Origin of the sequence: Mesorhizobium sp. LNJC405B00, from assembly GCF_000502615.1 — a bacterium.
In the GTDB taxonomy this organism is placed as follows: domain Bacteria; phylum Pseudomonadota; class Alphaproteobacteria; order Rhizobiales; family Rhizobiaceae; genus Mesorhizobium.
Map to the genome: position 1 here is coordinate 414363 of NZ_AYWC01000001.1, position 16550 is coordinate 430912.

General features: G+C 63.2%; 15 protein-coding genes. 9 read left to right on the forward strand and 6 right to left on the reverse strand.

Annotated features, from left to right (window positions below):
• The first annotated feature begins 56 nt into the window (after positions 1 to 56).
• From X756_RS163100 to X756_RS163060, 9 genes are all read left to right on the forward strand, one after another.
• A complete protein-coding gene (locus tag X756_RS163100) occupies positions 57 to 1310 on the forward strand; it encodes an ABC transporter substrate-binding protein (RefSeq protein ID WP_027049809.1) in 1254 nt (417 codons plus the stop codon).
• A gap of 255 nt (positions 1311 to 1565) precedes the next feature.
• On the forward strand, positions 1566 to 2516 hold the full coding sequence (locus X756_RS163095) for a sugar ABC transporter permease (protein WP_023671182.1): 951 nt from the start codon (positions 1566 to 1568) through the stop codon (positions 2514 to 2516).
• Positions 2513 to 3472: a carbohydrate ABC transporter permease gene (locus X756_RS163090; protein ID WP_023728429.1), complete on the forward strand. Its 960-nt coding sequence runs from the start codon at positions 2513 to 2515 to the stop codon at positions 3470 to 3472. Before X756_RS163095 ends, X756_RS163090 begins: the two co-directional genes overlap by 4 nt.
• Before the next feature lie 20 nt (positions 3473 to 3492).
• Positions 3493 to 4608, forward strand: a complete 1116-nt coding sequence (locus tag X756_RS163085; protein WP_023671180.1) for an ABC transporter ATP-binding protein — start codon at positions 3493 to 3495, stop codon at positions 4606 to 4608.
• A gap of 5 nt (positions 4609 to 4613) precedes the next feature.
• Positions 4614 to 6116 (forward strand): GMC family oxidoreductase, encoded by a 1503-nt coding sequence (locus X756_RS163080; RefSeq protein WP_023728430.1) that lies wholly within the window; start codon positions 4614 to 4616, stop codon positions 6114 to 6116.
• Positions 6113 to 6874 (forward strand): 3-ketoacyl-ACP reductase, encoded by a 762-nt coding sequence (locus X756_RS163075; protein WP_023671178.1) that lies wholly within the window; start codon positions 6113 to 6115, stop codon positions 6872 to 6874. The genes X756_RS163080 and X756_RS163075 overlap by 4 nt, the downstream gene beginning before the upstream one ends.
• Before the next feature lie 12 nt (positions 6875 to 6886).
• On the forward strand, positions 6887 to 8515 hold the full coding sequence (locus X756_RS163070; RefSeq protein ID WP_023671177.1) for a choline dehydrogenase: 1629 nt from the start codon (positions 6887 to 6889) through the stop codon (positions 8513 to 8515).
• Positions 8516 to 8535: 20 nt separating this feature from the next.
• Positions 8536 to 8853 carry a Dabb family protein gene (locus X756_RS163065; protein ID WP_023683219.1) on the forward strand — a complete coding sequence of 106 codons (318 nt, stop codon included), beginning with the start codon at positions 8536 to 8538 and terminating at the stop codon, positions 8851 to 8853.
• A gap of 88 nt (positions 8854 to 8941) precedes the next feature.
• Positions 8942 to 10159, forward strand: a complete 1218-nt coding sequence (locus X756_RS163060) for an MFS transporter (protein WP_023728431.1) — start codon at positions 8942 to 8944, stop codon at positions 10157 to 10159.
• 12 nt (positions 10160 to 10171) lie between these two features.
• On the opposite strand, the gene X756_RS163055 is transcribed toward X756_RS163060, so the two are convergent.
• The 6 genes from X756_RS163055 to X756_RS163030 all read right to left on the reverse strand — a co-directional run bounded on the left by X756_RS163055 (position 10172) and on the right by X756_RS163030 (position 16521).
• Positions 10172 to 11017: an EamA family transporter gene (locus X756_RS163055; protein ID WP_023683217.1), complete on the reverse strand. Its 846-nt coding sequence runs from the start codon at positions 11015 to 11017 to the stop codon at positions 10172 to 10174.
• 7 nt (positions 11018 to 11024) lie between these two features.
• Positions 11025 to 11933 (reverse strand): endonuclease/exonuclease/phosphatase family protein, encoded by a 909-nt coding sequence (locus tag X756_RS163050; protein WP_023671173.1) that lies wholly within the window; start codon positions 11931 to 11933, stop codon positions 11025 to 11027.
• 88 nt (positions 11934 to 12021) lie between these two features.
• Entirely contained in the window at positions 12022 to 13575 is a 1554-nt protein-coding gene (locus X756_RS163045) for a sodium:proton antiporter (RefSeq protein ID WP_023728432.1), read from the reverse strand.
• Between the two features lie 148 nt (positions 13576 to 13723).
• Positions 13724 to 14788: an ABC transporter ATP-binding protein gene (locus tag X756_RS163040; protein ID WP_023701013.1), complete on the reverse strand. Its 1065-nt coding sequence runs from the start codon at positions 14786 to 14788 to the stop codon at positions 13724 to 13726.
• 30 nt (positions 14789 to 14818) lie between these two features.
• Entirely contained in the window at positions 14819 to 15610 is a 792-nt protein-coding gene (locus X756_RS163035; RefSeq protein ID WP_023671171.1) for an ABC transporter permease, read from the reverse strand.
• The gene (locus X756_RS163030) at positions 15607 to 16521 is read right to left on the reverse strand and encodes an ABC transporter permease subunit (protein ID WP_023671170.1); all 915 of its coding nucleotides are present in this window, start codon (positions 16519 to 16521) and stop codon (positions 15607 to 15609) included. Before X756_RS163030 ends, X756_RS163035 begins: the two co-directional genes overlap by 4 nt.
• Positions 16522 to 16550: the final 29 nt, after the last annotated feature.

Genomic DNA, 16550 nt, shown 5'->3' on the forward strand with positions numbered 1-16550 from the left:
TTGGAAGAACCCGGTGGGCTTCCACCGGTCGTGTAATGCAACAAGGGAGGTAGTACATGTTGCGCAAACTGCTTATCGGAACGGCTCTTGCGACGGCCTTTGCTTTCTCGGCCCATGCCGAGGACGTCAAGGAAGTGCAGATGCTGCATTGGTGGACGTCGGGCGGCGAAGCGGCTGCTCTCAACGTCCTCAAGGGCGACCTTGCCAAGGAAGGCTATGCCTGGAAGGACGTGCCGGTGGCCGGTGGTGGCGGCGACGCCGCCATGACTGCGCTGAAGGCGATGGTCGCGGCCGGAAATTACCCGACCGCGTCGCAGATGCTCGGCTACACCGTGCTCGACTATGCGGCGGCCGGCGTGATGGGCGACCTGACCGAAACGGCGAAGAAGGAAGGCTGGGACAAGTCGGTTCCGGCAGCCCTGCAGAAGTTCTCCGTCTATGACGGCAAGTGGGTCGCTGCTCCAGTCAACGTCCACTCCGTCAACTGGCTGTGGATCAACAAGGCGGTGATGGACAAGATCGGCGGCACCGAGCCAAAGACCTTCGACGACTTCGTCGCCCTGCTCGACAAAGCCAAGGCGGCTGGCGTCATTCCGCTCGCCCTTGGCGGCCAGAACTGGCAGGAAGCCACCATGTTCGACTCGGTTGTGCTGTCGACCGGCGGACCTGAGTTCTACAAGAAGGCCTTCAACGACCTCGACGACGAGTCCCTCAAGTCGGACACGATGAAGAAGTCGTTCGACAACCTCGCCAAGCTCGTCACCTATGTCGACCCGAACTTCTCGGGCCGCGACTGGAACCTTGCCACCGCCATGGTCATCAAGGGCGATGCCCTGGTGCAGGTGATGGGTGACTGGGCCAAGGGCGAGTTCAACGCCGCCAAGAAAACGCCGGGCACCGACTTCCTGTGCTATCGCTTCCCGGGCACGGAAGGCTCGGTGGTCTACAACTCCGACATGTTCGGCATGTTCAACGTTCCGGACGACCGCAAGGCCGCCCAGGTCGCGTTGGCCACCGCCACCCTGTCGAAGAGCTTCCAGTCGGCCTTCAACGTCGTCAAGGGTTCGGTTCCCGCCCGTACCGACGTTCCGGACACCGACTTCGACGCGTGCGGCAAGAAGGGCATCGCCGACCTGAAGGCTGCCAACGAAGGCGGCACACTGTTCGGCTCGCTTGCCCAGGGCTATGGCGCGCCTCCGGCGGTCGCCAATGCCTACAAGGACGTCGTTTCGAAGTTCGTCCACGGTCAGATCAAGACCTCGGACGAAGCCGTGACCGAACTGGTCAAGGCAATCGACGACGCCAAGTAAGCGCTGGCCAGAAACACACCTTCCCCGCTTCGGCGGGGAAGGTGTCACCTAAGGATTGGCCAGCTGGCGCAATTCCAAGAAAAGTGTGAGCGGTTTTCCGGCCGGAATTGCGTAAAAGAAAGAGTTAGAGAGGTTCGCCGTTTCCGTGAAACGGTGAAAGCACTCTTGAACACCATGCCGACCAGAGACCCGTATGCACGGGGCCGCCTTGCCGCCTGACGGCAGAGCACGGACGACCCGAACGGGAGGAGCCTCATGAGCAGTGTAGCGACGACCCAGATCAAGCTGACACCCGAGCGGTCTCGCCCCTCCGTGCGCGCGCGACTGCAGGACGCGCTGCCGAAGATCGTGCTGGCGCCGAGCTTCGCCATCACCATCGTCTTCGTCTATGGCTTCATCCTGTGGACAGTCTATCTGTCCTTCACCAATTCCAAGACCTTCCCGTCCTATGTCATTACCGGACCACGCGCGTATCTACGGCTGTGGGGCTGGACGTTCGACTCCGACCCGCCATCGAGCTGGTACACGTCGATCGTCAATATGGGCATTTTTGGCTTTCTCTACATCGCCATCTGCCTGGCGCTCGGCCTGTTCCTGGCCATCCTGCTCGACCAGAAGATTCGCGGCGAAGGCGTGTTGCGGCCGATCTATCTCTACCCGATGGCGCTGTCCTTCATCGTCACCGGCGTCGCCTGGAAATGGTTCCTCGACCCCGGCCTCGGTCTTGAGCAGACCTTGCATCAGTGGGGCTGGACGAGCTTCCATTTCGACTGGATCAAGAACAAGGATTTCGTCATCTACACGGTGGTCATTGCCGGCGTCTGGCAGGCCTCCGGCTTCATCATGGCGATGTTCCTGGCCGGCCTGCGTGGCATTGACGGCGAGATCATGAAGGCGGCGCAGATCGACGGTGCCACCACCTTCCAGCTCTACCGCCGCATCGTCATTCCGCTGCTGCGGCCAATCTTCCTGTCGGCCTTCATCGTGCTCGCGCACCTTGCCATCAAGTCCTACGATCTCGTGGTGGCGCTGACCAGCGGCGGCCCCGGTGGCTCGGCCTGGCTGCCGTCCAACTTCATGTATGAGTACACCTTCAAGCGCAACGAAATGGCCGTCGGCTCGGCCAGTGCCGTGATCATGCTGATGACCATCGTCGCCATCATCGTGCCCTATCTCTATTCCGAACTGCGGGAGAAGCCGCGATGAGCGCTGTCGCCACCCCTGCCCGCCCCGCTGCTTCCCGGCAGGCCTCCGGCGGCATCAGCACCAAGACCCTCAACCGCATCGTCATCTACGGGCTTCTGGCGCTGTTTGCGCTGTTCTATCTGATGCCGCTGTTCGTCATGCTGGTGACCTCGTTCAAGACCATGGACGAGATCCAGAACGGCAACATGCTGGCGTTGCCCACGGCGCCGACCTTCGACCCGTGGCTGAAGGCCTGGGGCGAGACCTGCGTCGGCCTCACCTGCGCCGGCATCAAGGGCTATTTCTGGAACTCGATCAAGATGGTGGTTCCAGCCGTACTGATCTCGACCATGCTCGGCGCGCTCAACGGCTACGTCTTGACCAAATGGCGTTTTCGCGGCGCCACGCTGGTGTTCGGGCTGATGCTGTTTGCCTGCTTCATTCCGTTCCAGTCGGTGCTGCTGCCGATGGCGACCATCCTCGGCAGCCTGGGACGTTTCGGCGTGAAGCTGCAGAATGCGACGGGTACGAGTTTCGGTCTCGGCAATCCGACGGTCAACCTGGTCTTCGTCCATGTCGTCTACGGCATCGGCTTCACCACACTGTTTTTCCGCAACTATTACGAGGCATTCCCGAACGAGCTGATCAAGGCCGCACAGGTCGACGGCGCCTCCTTCTTCCAGATCTTCCGCCGCATCATGCTGCCGAACTCGATGCCGATCTTCGTCGTCACCGTCATCTACCAGTTCACCAACATCTGGAACGACTTCCTGTTCGCTTCGGCTTACGCCGGCACAGGCGACTCCATGCCGATGACGGTGGCGCTCAACAACGTCGTCAACACCTCGACCGGCGTCGTCGAATACAACGTCAACATGGCGGCCGCGATGATCGCGGCTCTGCCCACCCTGATCGTCTATGTCGTCGCCGGCCGCTATTTCGTGCGCGGGCTGATGGCTGGCGCGGTCAAGGGCTGATCAATTCGGAAGGAACGACCATGGCTTTTCTGGAAATTGATGGGCTGAAGAAGCGCTTCGGGAATGTCGAGATCCTGAAGGGCATCGATGTCGAGCTCGAAAAGGGCGGCTTCCTGGTGCTGGTCGGCCCGTCCGGCTGCGGCAAGTCCACCTTGCTCAACACGATTGCCGGCCTGGAGCAGATCACCGAGGGCGAAATCCGCGTCGACGGCCGCGCCATCAACGATCTGCACCCATCCAAGCGCGACATCGCCATGGTGTTCCAGAGCTATGCGCTCTATCCGAACATGACGGTGGCCGGAAACATCTCCTTCGGCATGGAGATGCGCGGCGTGCCGGCCGACGAACGCCAAAAGGCGATCGACAAGGTGGCCAAGGTCCTGCAGATCGGCCACCTCCTGCAGCGCAAGCCGAGCCAGCTTTCCGGCGGCCAGCGCCAGCGCGTCGCCATGGGCCGGGCGCTGGTGCGCGACCCCAAGCTGTTCCTGTTCGACGAGCCTTTGTCCAACCTCGACGCCAAATTGCGCGTTGACATGCGCATCGAGATCAAGCGCCTGCATGCCACCACCGGCACAACCATCGTCTACGTCACCCACGACCAGATCGAGGCGATGACGCTGGCTACCAAGATCGCCGTCATGCGCGACGGCGAGGTGCAGCAGTTCGGCACCCCGGCCGAGATCTACAACAACCCGACCAATTTGTTCGTCGCCGACTTCATGGGTTCGCCAGCGATGAACCTGATCCCGGCGACCATTGCCACGTCGGGCAATGCGCTGTCCGTCGTGTTGGAGCGCGAGGCGCGCGAGCCGATCACGCTGCCGATGGCCAACGCGCCGGCGGGTCTTTCGGCATTCCAGGGCAAGCCGATCATCTTCGGCGTGCGCCCGGAAGCGCTGACCGATCCGGAAGGTGCGGAACGCAACGCCTCCAACATTGCCACTGCCGACCTGCACATCGAAGTGGTCGAGCCGGCAGGGTCCGACACGTTCGCGGTGACCAACCTCGGCGGCAAGGGCGTGGTGGCGCGGTTGCGGGCCGACGCCAACATCCAGCCGGGCACCAGCACGCCGCTCGCCTTCAACCTGACCAAGGCCGTGTTCTTCGATCCGGCGACCGAACACCGCATCCGCTGATCGAGATGGTCAGCCCCGATATCGTCATCATCGGCTCCGGTATCGGCGGCGCTACGATCGCCTCCGGTCTGGCGGGCAGCGGTGCCTCGATCCTGATGCTGGAGCGCGGTGAGCCCTTGACGGCAACGCCGCATGCCCGCGACACGCGCTCCATCTTCGTCGACGGCCACTACCGTCCGAAGGAGATGTGGCGCGAGGCCGGCGGTGCGGCCTTCAACCCCGGCAATTACTACTATGTCGGCGGCAATTCGAAATTCTACGGCGCGGTGCTGATCCGCTACCGCAAAGAGGATTTCGCCGCCATGGAGCACTTCGGTGGCGTCTCGCCGGCATGGCCGTTTTCCTACGATGAATTCGAGCCTTGGTATTCGAAAGCCGAGCAGCTGTTTCGCGTCCGCGGCTCGCTCGGCGAAGACCCGACCGAACCGTTCCACTCGATCCCCTATGCTTTCAAGCCGGTGCCCGACGAAGCGCCGATTGCCCGCGCCCGCGCTGAGTTGAAAGCCCTCGGCCTGCATCCGGCCTCGCTGCCGCTCGGCGTCGACATCGACACCTGGCTGAAAGAGGGCAAGACCGGCTGGGACGCATTCCCCAATACCGCCCAGGGCAAGGTCGATGCGCAGACCGGACCGCTGACGGCTGCACTCAAGGACAGCAATATCCGACTCGAAACCGGCTGCCATGTCGAATATCTCGAAGCGTCGTCCGACGGCAAAAGCATCGCTGCCGTTCACTACCGTCAGAATGGCGAGCTGAAGAAAGTCGCGCCGAAGCTGGTCATCCTGTCCGCCGGCGCGGTCAATTCCGCCGTCATCCTGCTGCGCTCGCCGTCATCAGACGGCAAAGGCCTCGCCAACAGCTCCGACCAGGTCGGCCGCAATTTCATGAACCATAATTCGAGCGCCATGCTGGCGATCGATCCGCGCCGCAGGAACGACAGCGTCTACCAGAAGACGCTGATGCTGAATGACTACTATCTCTCCGACGGCAAAGGCGGCAAGCCGCTCGGCAACGTCCAGCTGCTCGGCAAGATCGACGGCAACATGTTGAAGGCCAACGTCAAACGCGTGCCGAAATTCGCGCTCGATTACATGGCCGGTCACGCCGTCGACTGGTATCTGATGTGCGAGGATCTACCCGATCCGGGAAGCCGCATCATGGTCGACGGCAAGGACATCGTCATGCAATGGCGGCGCTCCAACATGCAGTCGCTGGACGGGCTGACCAGGGTGATGCGTGAGAACTTCCGCGCCTGCGGTTATCCCATCGTGCTGTCGCGTCCCTTCGACAAGCGCACGCCCTCGCACCAGTGCGGCACGGTGAAAATGGGCGACCATCCGGGGACGTCGCCGCTCGACCCTTTCTGCCGCGCCTTCGACCACCCGAACCTGTTCGTTGTCGACGCCAGTTTTTTGCCGAACTCGGCCGCCGTGAATCCGGCGCTGTCGATTGCGGCACAGGCGCTGCGCGTGGCCGAGCATATTCGCCGAACGGACCTCGCGGCATGACCCGCCCCGCAGCAATCGTCACCGGCGGTGCGCGCGGCATTGGGCTCGCCTGCGCCGAGGCGCTGGCCGGGGACGGCTTCGACATTTTGATCGCCGACCTTGCCGAACAAGCGCCGGACGAACTGGCCGCCAACATCACCGCACGGGGTGCGGAGTTCGCCTATGTCCGTTGTGATATCGCCAACCTCGAGGATCACACGGCCCTCGTCGACGCCGCCATACGTGCCTTCAGCCGCATCGACTGCCTCGTCAACAATGCCGGCATCGGCGCCGTGGTGCGCGGCGATCTGCTGGAGCTGAAGCCCGAGAATTTCGACCGTGCGCTGGACGTCAATCTGCGCGGCACAGTCTTCCTTAGCCAGGCCGTCGCCAAGGCGATGCTGGCGGCTCCCAGCAATCATCCGCGCTCGATCATCACCATCACCTCGGTCAGCGCCGATATGGCCTCGCCGGAACGCGCCGACTACTGCATCTCGAAAGCCGGCCTTTCGATGTGGGTGAAGAACCTGGCGCTACGGCTTGCGCCGGAAAACATCGGCGTGTTCGAACTGCGGCCGGGCATCATTCGCACCGACATGACCGCGAGCGTATCAGCCAAATACGACGCGCTTATCGACAGCGGCCTGGTGCCGGCAAAACGCTGGGGCGAAGCATCGGACATCGGCGCCGTGGTGGCGACGCTTGCCGCCGGCAAGCTCGGCTTTTCCACAGGCTCGATTATCAATGTCGACGGCGCGCTCTCCGTGCCTCGACTGTAGGTGGATAGGGTTATGACCGACTACATCATCGTAGGTGCCGGCCCGGCCGGCTGCGTTCTGGCCAACCGGCTGAGCGAGGATCCAGCGAATTCCGTGCTGCTGCTCGAGGCCGGCGGCAAGGACTGGCACCCCTACATCCACATGCCGGCGGGCTTTGCCAAGATGACCAAGGGCATCGCTTCCTGGGGCTGGTCGACCGTGCCGCAGAGGCACATGCAGGACCGCGTCTTCTGGTATACGCAGGCGAAGGTGGTCGGCGGCGGCTCGTCCATCAATGCCCAGATATACACGCGCGGCAACGCTCGCGACTACGACGCATGGGAGAAGGAAGAGGGCCTCGCGGGCTGGGGCTATCGCGACGTGCTGCCTTATTTCAAGCGCGCCGAGAACAACCAGCGCTTCGCCAACGATTTTCACGGCGACCAGGGGCCGCTCGGCGTGTCTAACCCTATTTCGCCGCTGCCGATTTGCGAAGCCTATTTCCGCGCCGGCCAAGAGATGGGCATCCCCTTCAACCCGGATTTCAACGGCGCTAGCCAGGAAGGCGTCGGCTACTACCAGCTGACCCAGAAGGACGCCCGGCGCTCATCCGCTTCGGTCGCCTATTTGAAGCCCATCCGCGCCCGCAAGAACCTGACGGTCCGAACCGATGTGCTGGTCACCCGCATCGTCGTCGAGAAAGGCCGCGCCACCGGCGTCGAGATCGTCGACAAACCCGGCGGCGAGAAGACCATCATGCGCGCCGAGCGCGAAGTGATCGTCTCGTCCGGCGCCATCGGTTCGCCGAAGCTGTTGATGCAGTCGGGCATCGGCCCGGCTGATCACCTGAAATCGGTCGGCGTGACGCCGGTGCATGATCTGCCCGGTGTCGGCTCCAACATGCAGGACCATCTCGATTTGTTCGTCATCGCCGAATGCACCGGCGACCACACCTATGACAACTACGCCAAGCTGCACCGCACCGCGTGGGCCGGCTTGCAGTATCTGCTGCTGAAGAAAGGGCCGGTCGCCTCCAGCCTGTTCGAGACCGGCGGCTTCTGGTACGCCGATCCGACCGCCGCCTCGCCCGACATCCAGTTCCATCTGGGACTCGGCTCCGGCATCGAGGCCGGCGTCGAGAGGTTGAAGAACCCCGGCGTGACCTTGAACTCGGCCTTCCTGCGCCCGCGCTCGCGCGGCACGGTGCGGCTGAGCAGCGCCGACCCGGCCGACCACCCGCTGATCGATCCCAACTATTGGTCGGACCCTTATGACCGCGCCATGTCGATCAAGGGCCTCAGGCTTGCGCGCGAGATCATGCGGCAGAAGGCGCTTGCACCTTACGTGTTGCGCGAGGTGCTGCCCGGACCATCGCTCGCCAGCGACGACGAGCTGATCGACTATGCCTGCCGCACCGCCAAGACCGACCATCACCCCGTGGGCACCTGCCGCATGGGCCATGACGATATGGCGGTGGTCACACCGGACCTGCGCCTGCGCGGCATCGAGGGCCTGCGCGTCTGCGATGCCTCGGTGATGCCGCGCGTGCCTTCCTCCAACACCAATGCGCCGACCATCATGGTCGGCGAAAAAGGCGCCGACATCATCCTCGGCCGCGAGCCGCTGCCGCCGGCGGTGTTCTCCGGCAATCGGGCCGCATAGCCACTTGGGAGAACGAACCAATGATCAGACACTGCGTCTTCGTACGCTTCCGCAGCGATGTGCCCGCCACCGAGCGCACCGCAATCCACGCCGATCTCGAAGCACTGCGCTCCGTTGTCGACGGCATGGACACGGTCCATTTCAGCACCAATGTCAGCCCGGAGCCGTTCGCGCGCGGCTTCAGCCATGCCTTCACCATCGACTTCCGCGATGCCGCCGCCCGCGACGCCTATCTCGTGCATGAAGCGCATCAGCGCGCCGGCGCCCGATTGGTCGCAGCGCTCGAAGGCGGCACCGACGGGCTGATGGTGTTCGATCTCGACATTACGAAAAAGTGACCGCGCTTCTTTCGAAAGCCGGCTGACGCCTGTTCTCTTTTGCGCCCCAAGGAACATATCGTTCCCCGGGGCGCTTAGGAGGAACGTCGTGGCTCTCACCGCGCAACAGAAGAAAACCGTCCTTGCCTCCTTCCTCGGCTGGACGCTCGACGCTTTTGATTTCTTCCTTCTGACGTTCCTGCTCACTGATATCGCAACCGGATTCAACACTGACGTTCCGGCAGTCTCCAAAGCGTTGTTCCTGACGCTGGCGACACGCTTCATCGGCGCCTTCTTCTTCGGCAGGCTGGCCGACAAATATGGGCGCAAGCCCATTCTGATGCTCAACATCGTCAGCTATTCGGTGGTCGGCGCGCTGGCTGCCTTCTCGCCCAATCTCGGCATTTTCCTCGCGCTGCGCGCTCTGTTCGGCATCGCCATGGGCGGCGAATGGGGGCTGGGCAGTTCGCTCGCCATGGAGTCCATTCCGTCCAGTGCCCGCGGCATGGTCTCGGGCATCCTGCAATGCGGCTATCCTACCGGCTACCTTCTGGCGGCCGTGGTTTACGGCGTGCTCTACCAGCAGACGATCGGTGGTTACACGATCGGCTGGCGCGCCATGTTCCTGCTCTCCTTCCTGCCGGCACTGATCGTGCTCTTCATCCGCTCGCATGTGCCGGAATCGCCGGCCTTCGTCGAGGCGCAGAAATCCGTCAGACCTGGCCTTCTTGAAACGCTGCGGAAGCACTGGGGCGTCGCCGTCTATGCGGTCGTGCTGATGATGTTCTTCAATTTCTTCAGCCACGGCACGCAGGACCTCTACCCGACCTTCCTCAAGAAGCAGCATGGCTTCGACCCGCACACGGTGAGCTGGATCACCATCGTCGCCAATATCGGCGCCATCGTCGGCGGGTTGGCGTTCGGCGCACTGTCGGAGAAGATCGGCCGCGTCAACGCGATAACGCTCGCCTGCCTGATTGCCTTGCCCTCGATTCCGCTCTGGGCCTTCAGCTCGACACCGTTCATGCTGGCCATCGGCGCCTTCGTCATGCAGGTCGCGGTGCAGGGCGCCTGGGGCGTCATCCCGGTGCATCTTAACGAGCTGTCGCCCGGCGCGGTGCGGGCAACCTTGCCCGGCTTCATCTACCAGGCCGGCAATCTCGCGGCGTCCTATGGCGGTCCCTACCAGGCCGGCATCGCCGAGGCGTCTGGAGGCAGCTATGGCTACGCGCTGGCGCTGTTTGCAGGCGTGGTCGCCGTCTGCATCATCGTCGTCATCCGCTTCAGTCCGGAACGGCGCGGACAGGTGATGACGGTGCTCGGCTGAAGTATCAGGCTCTCAGCCCAGTCTGAGGGCCACGACACCGGCGACGATGCTGAGCGCGGCGGCGCCGCGCCAGCCTGTCATCTTCTCGCCGAGCGCGAAAACCGAGATCATCATGGCAAACAGGATCGACGTCTCGCGCAACGACGCCACCGAGGCGATCGGCGCCTTGGTCATCGCCCACATGACGATCCAGTAGGCCGCGCCGCTGAGCACGCCGGTGAACAGGCCTGCCTTCCAGTCACGCGCCAGCACGGGCAGCGCCTTGGGCCCGCGAAAGATGAGGCACAGCACCAGCGCCCACGTGGCATCGCAGATGAACAGCCATGCGGCATAGCTCGTTGCCGTTGCGGCCAGCCGCGCGCCGCTGCCGTCGGAGAGCGTATAGCTGGATATGAAAATCGAAGTGCCGAGCGCAAAGCCGACCGCGCGCACATTGATCCGCTCCAGATGCGCGCCGCCGCGAAACGACATCACCAGCGTGCCGGCCGACAGCAGCAGGATGCCGAGGATGGCGAACGGCGCCGGCATCTCCTGCACCACGACAACGCCCCCGAGGGCGGTCAAAAGCGGCGCCGTGCCGCGCGCCAGCGGATAGGTCTGGGCGAAATCGCCGGCCTTGTAGGCGCCGATCAGGAAGGTCCGGTAGCCCATGTGAAAGAGCACCGAGGCGATTATAAAGGGCCATACCGCGGCCTTTGGAAACTCGACGAAGGGCAGCACGAACAGTGCGGCAAAACCCATGCCCAGCGTCATCAGCGTGATCGACAGGAAGCGATCGAGATGCACCTTGACCAGCGCGTTCCAGATCGCGTGCATGGCGGCGGCGGCAAGCACCGCGAAAAAGACGAAAAGCGTCATTGAGGGCTCACCGATCTCCCGAGCTCAAAGGCGTTTCGAGATCGATATCGATCCGGACCGGAAAATGGTCTGAAGCGATCTCGCCTATATCGGCACTGACCGAGCGCACACGGTCCGCGAACATACCGCCGACGAAGCAATGGTCGAGCCGGCGTTTTGCCACTTTCCCGTCGATCGTTTTCACATGGGTGTGGAAATCGGCAGCCGGCTCGCTAGCGACGGCAGCGGCATCAACAAAGCCGTCGAGATAAGCTGCCCCGCGATGATAGGGCGTGCTGCCGACGATGCGGCTGTATTCGGCGCTGCCCGGCTCCATGTTGAAATCGCCCATCCAGATCGCAGCTGTCGGGTTTTCCGGCTCGGCCTCGCCACTGGTCCAGTTGCGCGAAGGCTCATCGTCCGCGCCGCTCCACGGGCCGCCCTCGGACGGCGCGCGGCGATGCTCGGCCAAGAGATAGTCGATCTGCTCCAGACGCTCCTCCGCCGCGATATGGGCGAGATGCAGCGACAGGACCCTTACCGGTCCGGCCGGCGTGCGGATCATGCATTCGAGCGCGGCGTTGCGCGTGTTGAGCGGCCGCAGCGTGCGGCGCATGGGCAGCGCGTGCAGCCGCGACCAGGCGATCGGCAGCTTCGACAGCAGCATGGTGCCGAACTGGCGGCGGCGGTTGACGACCCGGCCGTCGCGCTGCTCACTGGCGTCCATGTCGAAGGCCGGGCCATAGACCCAGTAATAGCTAGGCAGCAGCTTGGACAGGACCTCCGGCTGGTCGTCCTCATTGGTGCGCTGCCAATGCCGCTCGACCTCCTGCAGCGCGATGATATCGGCGCCGTCGACCAGCTTGGTGCAGCGCGAAAGATCGTAACGGCCATCGCCGCCGAACCCGTACTGGATGTTGTAGCTGACCAGCTTCATTGCTTATCCGGCTCAATTTCGCTTTGGCAGTAGCGGTTCGGCAGATGGGTTGCAATGTACCGGCACGACGGCGGAACTGGGCCAGCGTCTATGATGTGGTCAGCGGCTGGAACCGGCCCGCCGGCGATGCCGCCAGTTCGGCCCAGTCGATCTCTTCCTCCAGCCGGTGGTAGGCTTCGTCGCCGATCGTGCCGTTGCTGCGCAACTCCTCGAGCGTGTCGCGCTGGCGGTTGATGGCATAGAGGCGCAGCCGGTCGTATTCGGTCGCGGCCTGAGCGTCCTCCGGGTTTTCCGCAATCAGGCGCTGCGCTTCATACTGTTCGCGCACGACGGCGGCGGCCGCAGATGTCTTGCGGCTCAGCACGTCCAGTGCTGCCTGCATGATGGCGACGCGCGCTTGCGCCACCTCATTGTCGACGGTTCTATCGGGGTCGAAGTTGATCCAGCGCAGCAGCGGCTTCAGCGTCATGCCTTGCAGCACCAGCGTGCCCAGCACCACCGCGAAGGCGGCAAGCACGATCGGGTCGCGGCCGGGAAAATCGGCCGGCAGCGCAATGGCGACCACCAGCGTCACCAACCCACGCATGCCGCACCAGCCGACAATGACGGCGCCGCCGAATGTCGGCAATTCCCGCCTTGCCTCTTGGCTGCCGAAGCGGGCAAGCCACCGGATGATCGCGACGTAACTCGCCACCCAGACAAGGCGCGCGACGATAACGACGACCAGCACCGTTGCGGCGAAAAGGAATGCTTCGCCTTGCCCGTCGCCGGCCATCCTGCCAACGATCGTGCGTGCCTGCAGGCCCATCAGCACGAAAGCCAGCACGTTGAGCACGAACACGGCCGACTCCCAGACCGAATAGGTGCTGACGCGGCGTCTCGCCGACGACTGGCGCGGCGCCCTGCGCGCAATGGTCATGGCATAGACGACGATGGTGATGATGGCGGAAAGGCCCAGCCTGTCGGCGATGATCCACACGGCGAAGGTTCCGGCAAACTGCACCACCGTGCTGCTCGCCGCATCCTCGATGCGGCCGAGCGCCAGCAGCGAGACGCGGCCAAACAGATAGCCCGCGATCACACTGCCGATCGTTGCCAGCAGGATCACCGGAACGGCGTTGCTGAGCATGATCGTGCCAAGCGCCGCCGAAACCGCCAGCCGGTAGATCAGCAGCGCCGTGGCATCGTTGAGCAGGCTCTCGCCCTGCAGGATGGCGGTGATGCGGTGCGGTACCTTGAACTGGCTGAGCACGGCGGATGCGGCCACCGCATCCGGCGGCGCGACGATGGCGCCAAGCGCGATTGCCGCCGCGATCGGCAGGCCGGCCATCTTCCAGCCGACGAAGGCAACCACCACGGTGGTGAAGACGACGGCGCCTAGCGCCAGCAGCGCGAGCGACAGCCGGTAGCGCTTGAGGTCGCGCAGCGACGTGTCATAGGCGGCGTCGAGAAGCACCGGCGCGATGAACAGGGCAAGCGCCAGTTCCGGATCGATCTCGATTGTCGGCGCACCGGGTACGAAGGCGATCGCGACCCCGGCCAGAGCCAGCAGGGACGGATAGGGAATTTCCAGCCGCCGCGACAGCGCCGTCAGCGCGACGGCAGCCAGAAGCAGGATGAGGGTAAGTTCGAATAGCGCCATGGCCTATCGTAGCGGCGAAGCGGCATCATGGGCAGTGGCTGGATGGCAAGATGCTGTTGATTATCCAGCACTCGGGGTCCGGCAATGATACGGCCGTTCATCGCGCCAGCTCGAATCGACCGCCTCGGTCGCGCCAAAATGCTGCTTGCTAGTGCAGCACCAGCATATCGCTTGATGAGAACGATATGTCGGCCTTCTCGCCGACCGCGGGCGGTGGCGTTGCCGGGCTGTTGAAGGTGTCGAGCGACACCGTGTTGCCGCCGATGCCGACGCGAACGCGAATGACTGAGCCGAGGAAGTGCACTTCGGAGATTTCGCCCGACAGGCTTGAATCGCGCCCGGGTTGGCGTCCGAGCGAAATCGCCTCCGGTCGCAGCGCCAGCGACAGCGTGTCACCGGACTTCGAGCCGTTGAGCTTGCCCATTAGCGAGACTTCCTGCGTGTTGACGCGCACCTTGCCGGACGCGGCATCGGTGACAGTGCCTTCGAGCACGTTCAGCGTGCCGACGAAATTGGCGACGAACTTGGTCGCCGGCCGGTTGTAGATCTCGAACGGGGTGCCGACCTGCTCGGCCTTGCCGCCATACATCACCGCGATGCGGTCCGAGATCGACAGCGCCTCTTCCTGGTCATGTGTGACGAAGATGGTAGTGATGCCGAGCTTCTTCTGGATCGAGCGGATTTCCTCGCGCAGCGAGACGCGCACCTTGGCGTCGAGCGCCGACAGCGGCTCGTCGAGCAAAAGCAGCTTCGGCTTCGGCGCGATGGCGCGGGCCAGCGCGATGCGCTGTTGCTGGCCGCCGGAGAGCTGGTAGGGATAGCGGTCGGCCATCTGCGGCAGCTTGATGATGTCGAGCATCTCGGCCACGCGTCTGTCGATGTCCGCCTTGGGCATGCCGGCGACCTTCAGGCCAAAGCCGATGTTTTGCGCCACCGTCAGGTTGGGGAACAGCGCATAGGCTTGGAACACCATGCCGACATTGCGCTGGTTGGGCTTTAGCCTCGTGATGTCCTTGCCTGCGACGACGATCTTGCCCGCCGACGGCTCTTCGAAACCGGCGACCATGCGCAGCACGGTGGTCTTGCCGCAACCCGATGGCCCAAGGAAGGAAACGAACTCGCCCGGCTCGACATCAAGATTGAAATCTTCGACCACGGTGGTGGCGCCGAAGGATTTTCGCACATGCTGGATGGAGAGGAATGGTTCGGCCATGGCTTTTTCTTTCGATCAGTACTTTGTCGATCAGTTCGGGCGGTTCGCCGATCTCGGCGCGAAACGGGACAGGATCTGGATCAGCGACATACAGCCCCAGGTGATGGCGAAGGCGATGATGGCAAGCGCCGCCGGCTCATAGGCGCGGTTGGCGCCAACGTTTTGCAGATAGGGGCCGAAGGCGGGCCGGTTGAGCAAGCTGGCCATGGTGAATTCGCCAATGACGATGGCGAAGGTAAGGAAGGCGCCCGACAGCACGGCGATCAGCACATTGGGCAGGATCACACGACCAATGATCGTGCCCCAACCGGCGCCAAGGATCTGCGCCGCTTCGGTCAGCGTCCTGACGTCGATGGTGCGCAGTCCGGTATCGACCGCGCGATACATGTAGGGCAGCGCCAGCATTGCATAGCCGATGACCAGCAAGGCATTTGTGCCCATGTCGGTCGCCAGGAACGGCAGCGGCGAATTCGAACCGTACATCCTGATATAGCCGAAGACGATGACGATGGCGGGAATGACCAGCGGCAGCAGCGTGATGAACTCTACGATCGGCCGCAGTTGCGGCAGGCGCAGTCGAATCCAGTAGGCGGCGGGCACCACGATCAACACGCCCAGAATGATGGTGAAGATGGCGGCAAGCACTGAGTAGCCAAAGGTCGCCTGAAAACGAGGGTCGCCAAGCACGATCTGATAGGCGTCGAAGGAATAAGCGCCGCGCCGCATGCGCAAGGAAAATTCCACCGTCGCGATCAGCGGAATGAAGAAATAGGCCGCGCCCAGCCCGAAGACGACCCAGGCCCAGAATTTTCCGGACTTCATTTCAGCCACCTCTCCGAGCGCGTCCGGAACCAAATGTAGAAGACATTGGCCAGCCCGGTGATGACGATCATGCCGAAGGCGATCGCATAGCCGAGATGGGCATTGTGCAGCACGTCACCGCGTATCTGCGCATAGAGCAGGATCGGCACGATGTTGAGTGAAGAGCCGGTCAGCGCATAGGCGGTGGCGATGGCGCCGAAGGCATTGGCGAAGAGCAGGATGACCGTGCCGAGGAAACTCGGCCAGATCACCGGGATGACCACCATGCGCCAGTATTGCGTCTGGGTGGCGCCAAGCGTCGCCGCAGCCTCGCCCCACTCCTTCTTCAAGCCGTCGATCGCCGGCGTGATGATGACCACCATTAGGGGAATCTGGAAATAGACATAGGTCAGCGTCAGGCCCCAGAACGATAGGATGTTGAAGCCGTGCGCATAAATGTTGAGGCCGAACACGGTGTTGAGCAGCACCGTGGCGAGACCGAGGCGTCCGAGCGTGGCGATGAAGGCGAAGGCCAGCGGTACGCCGGCGAAATTGGAAGCCACGCCGGAGAATGTCAGCGTCGCCGAACGTATCCACTCCGGCAGGCCGCCGCGCACGATGGCGATGGCGATGCCGAGACCTGCGAAGGCGCCGATCAGCGACGAGGAAAGGCTGACCTTGAGCGAGATCCAGTAGGCGGCGACAATCGATGGCTGCGCCAGTGCTGCTATGTTTTCGAACGTGAATTCGCCGGCATCGTTCTGGAATGCACCCAGCATCAGATAGAGCGTGGGTAGGATCAGGAACATGATGGCGAAGATGAAGAATGGCGCAACGCCGAGCCATTGCGTCGGCAGTCGCATTGCACGCGCCTCGCTGGGGGGCGCGGTCTTCCCGGCAACTGCGTGATCGGAAAGCGAGATATCTGTCATGCGCCGGCTACCGTCTCCGAGGAACACCG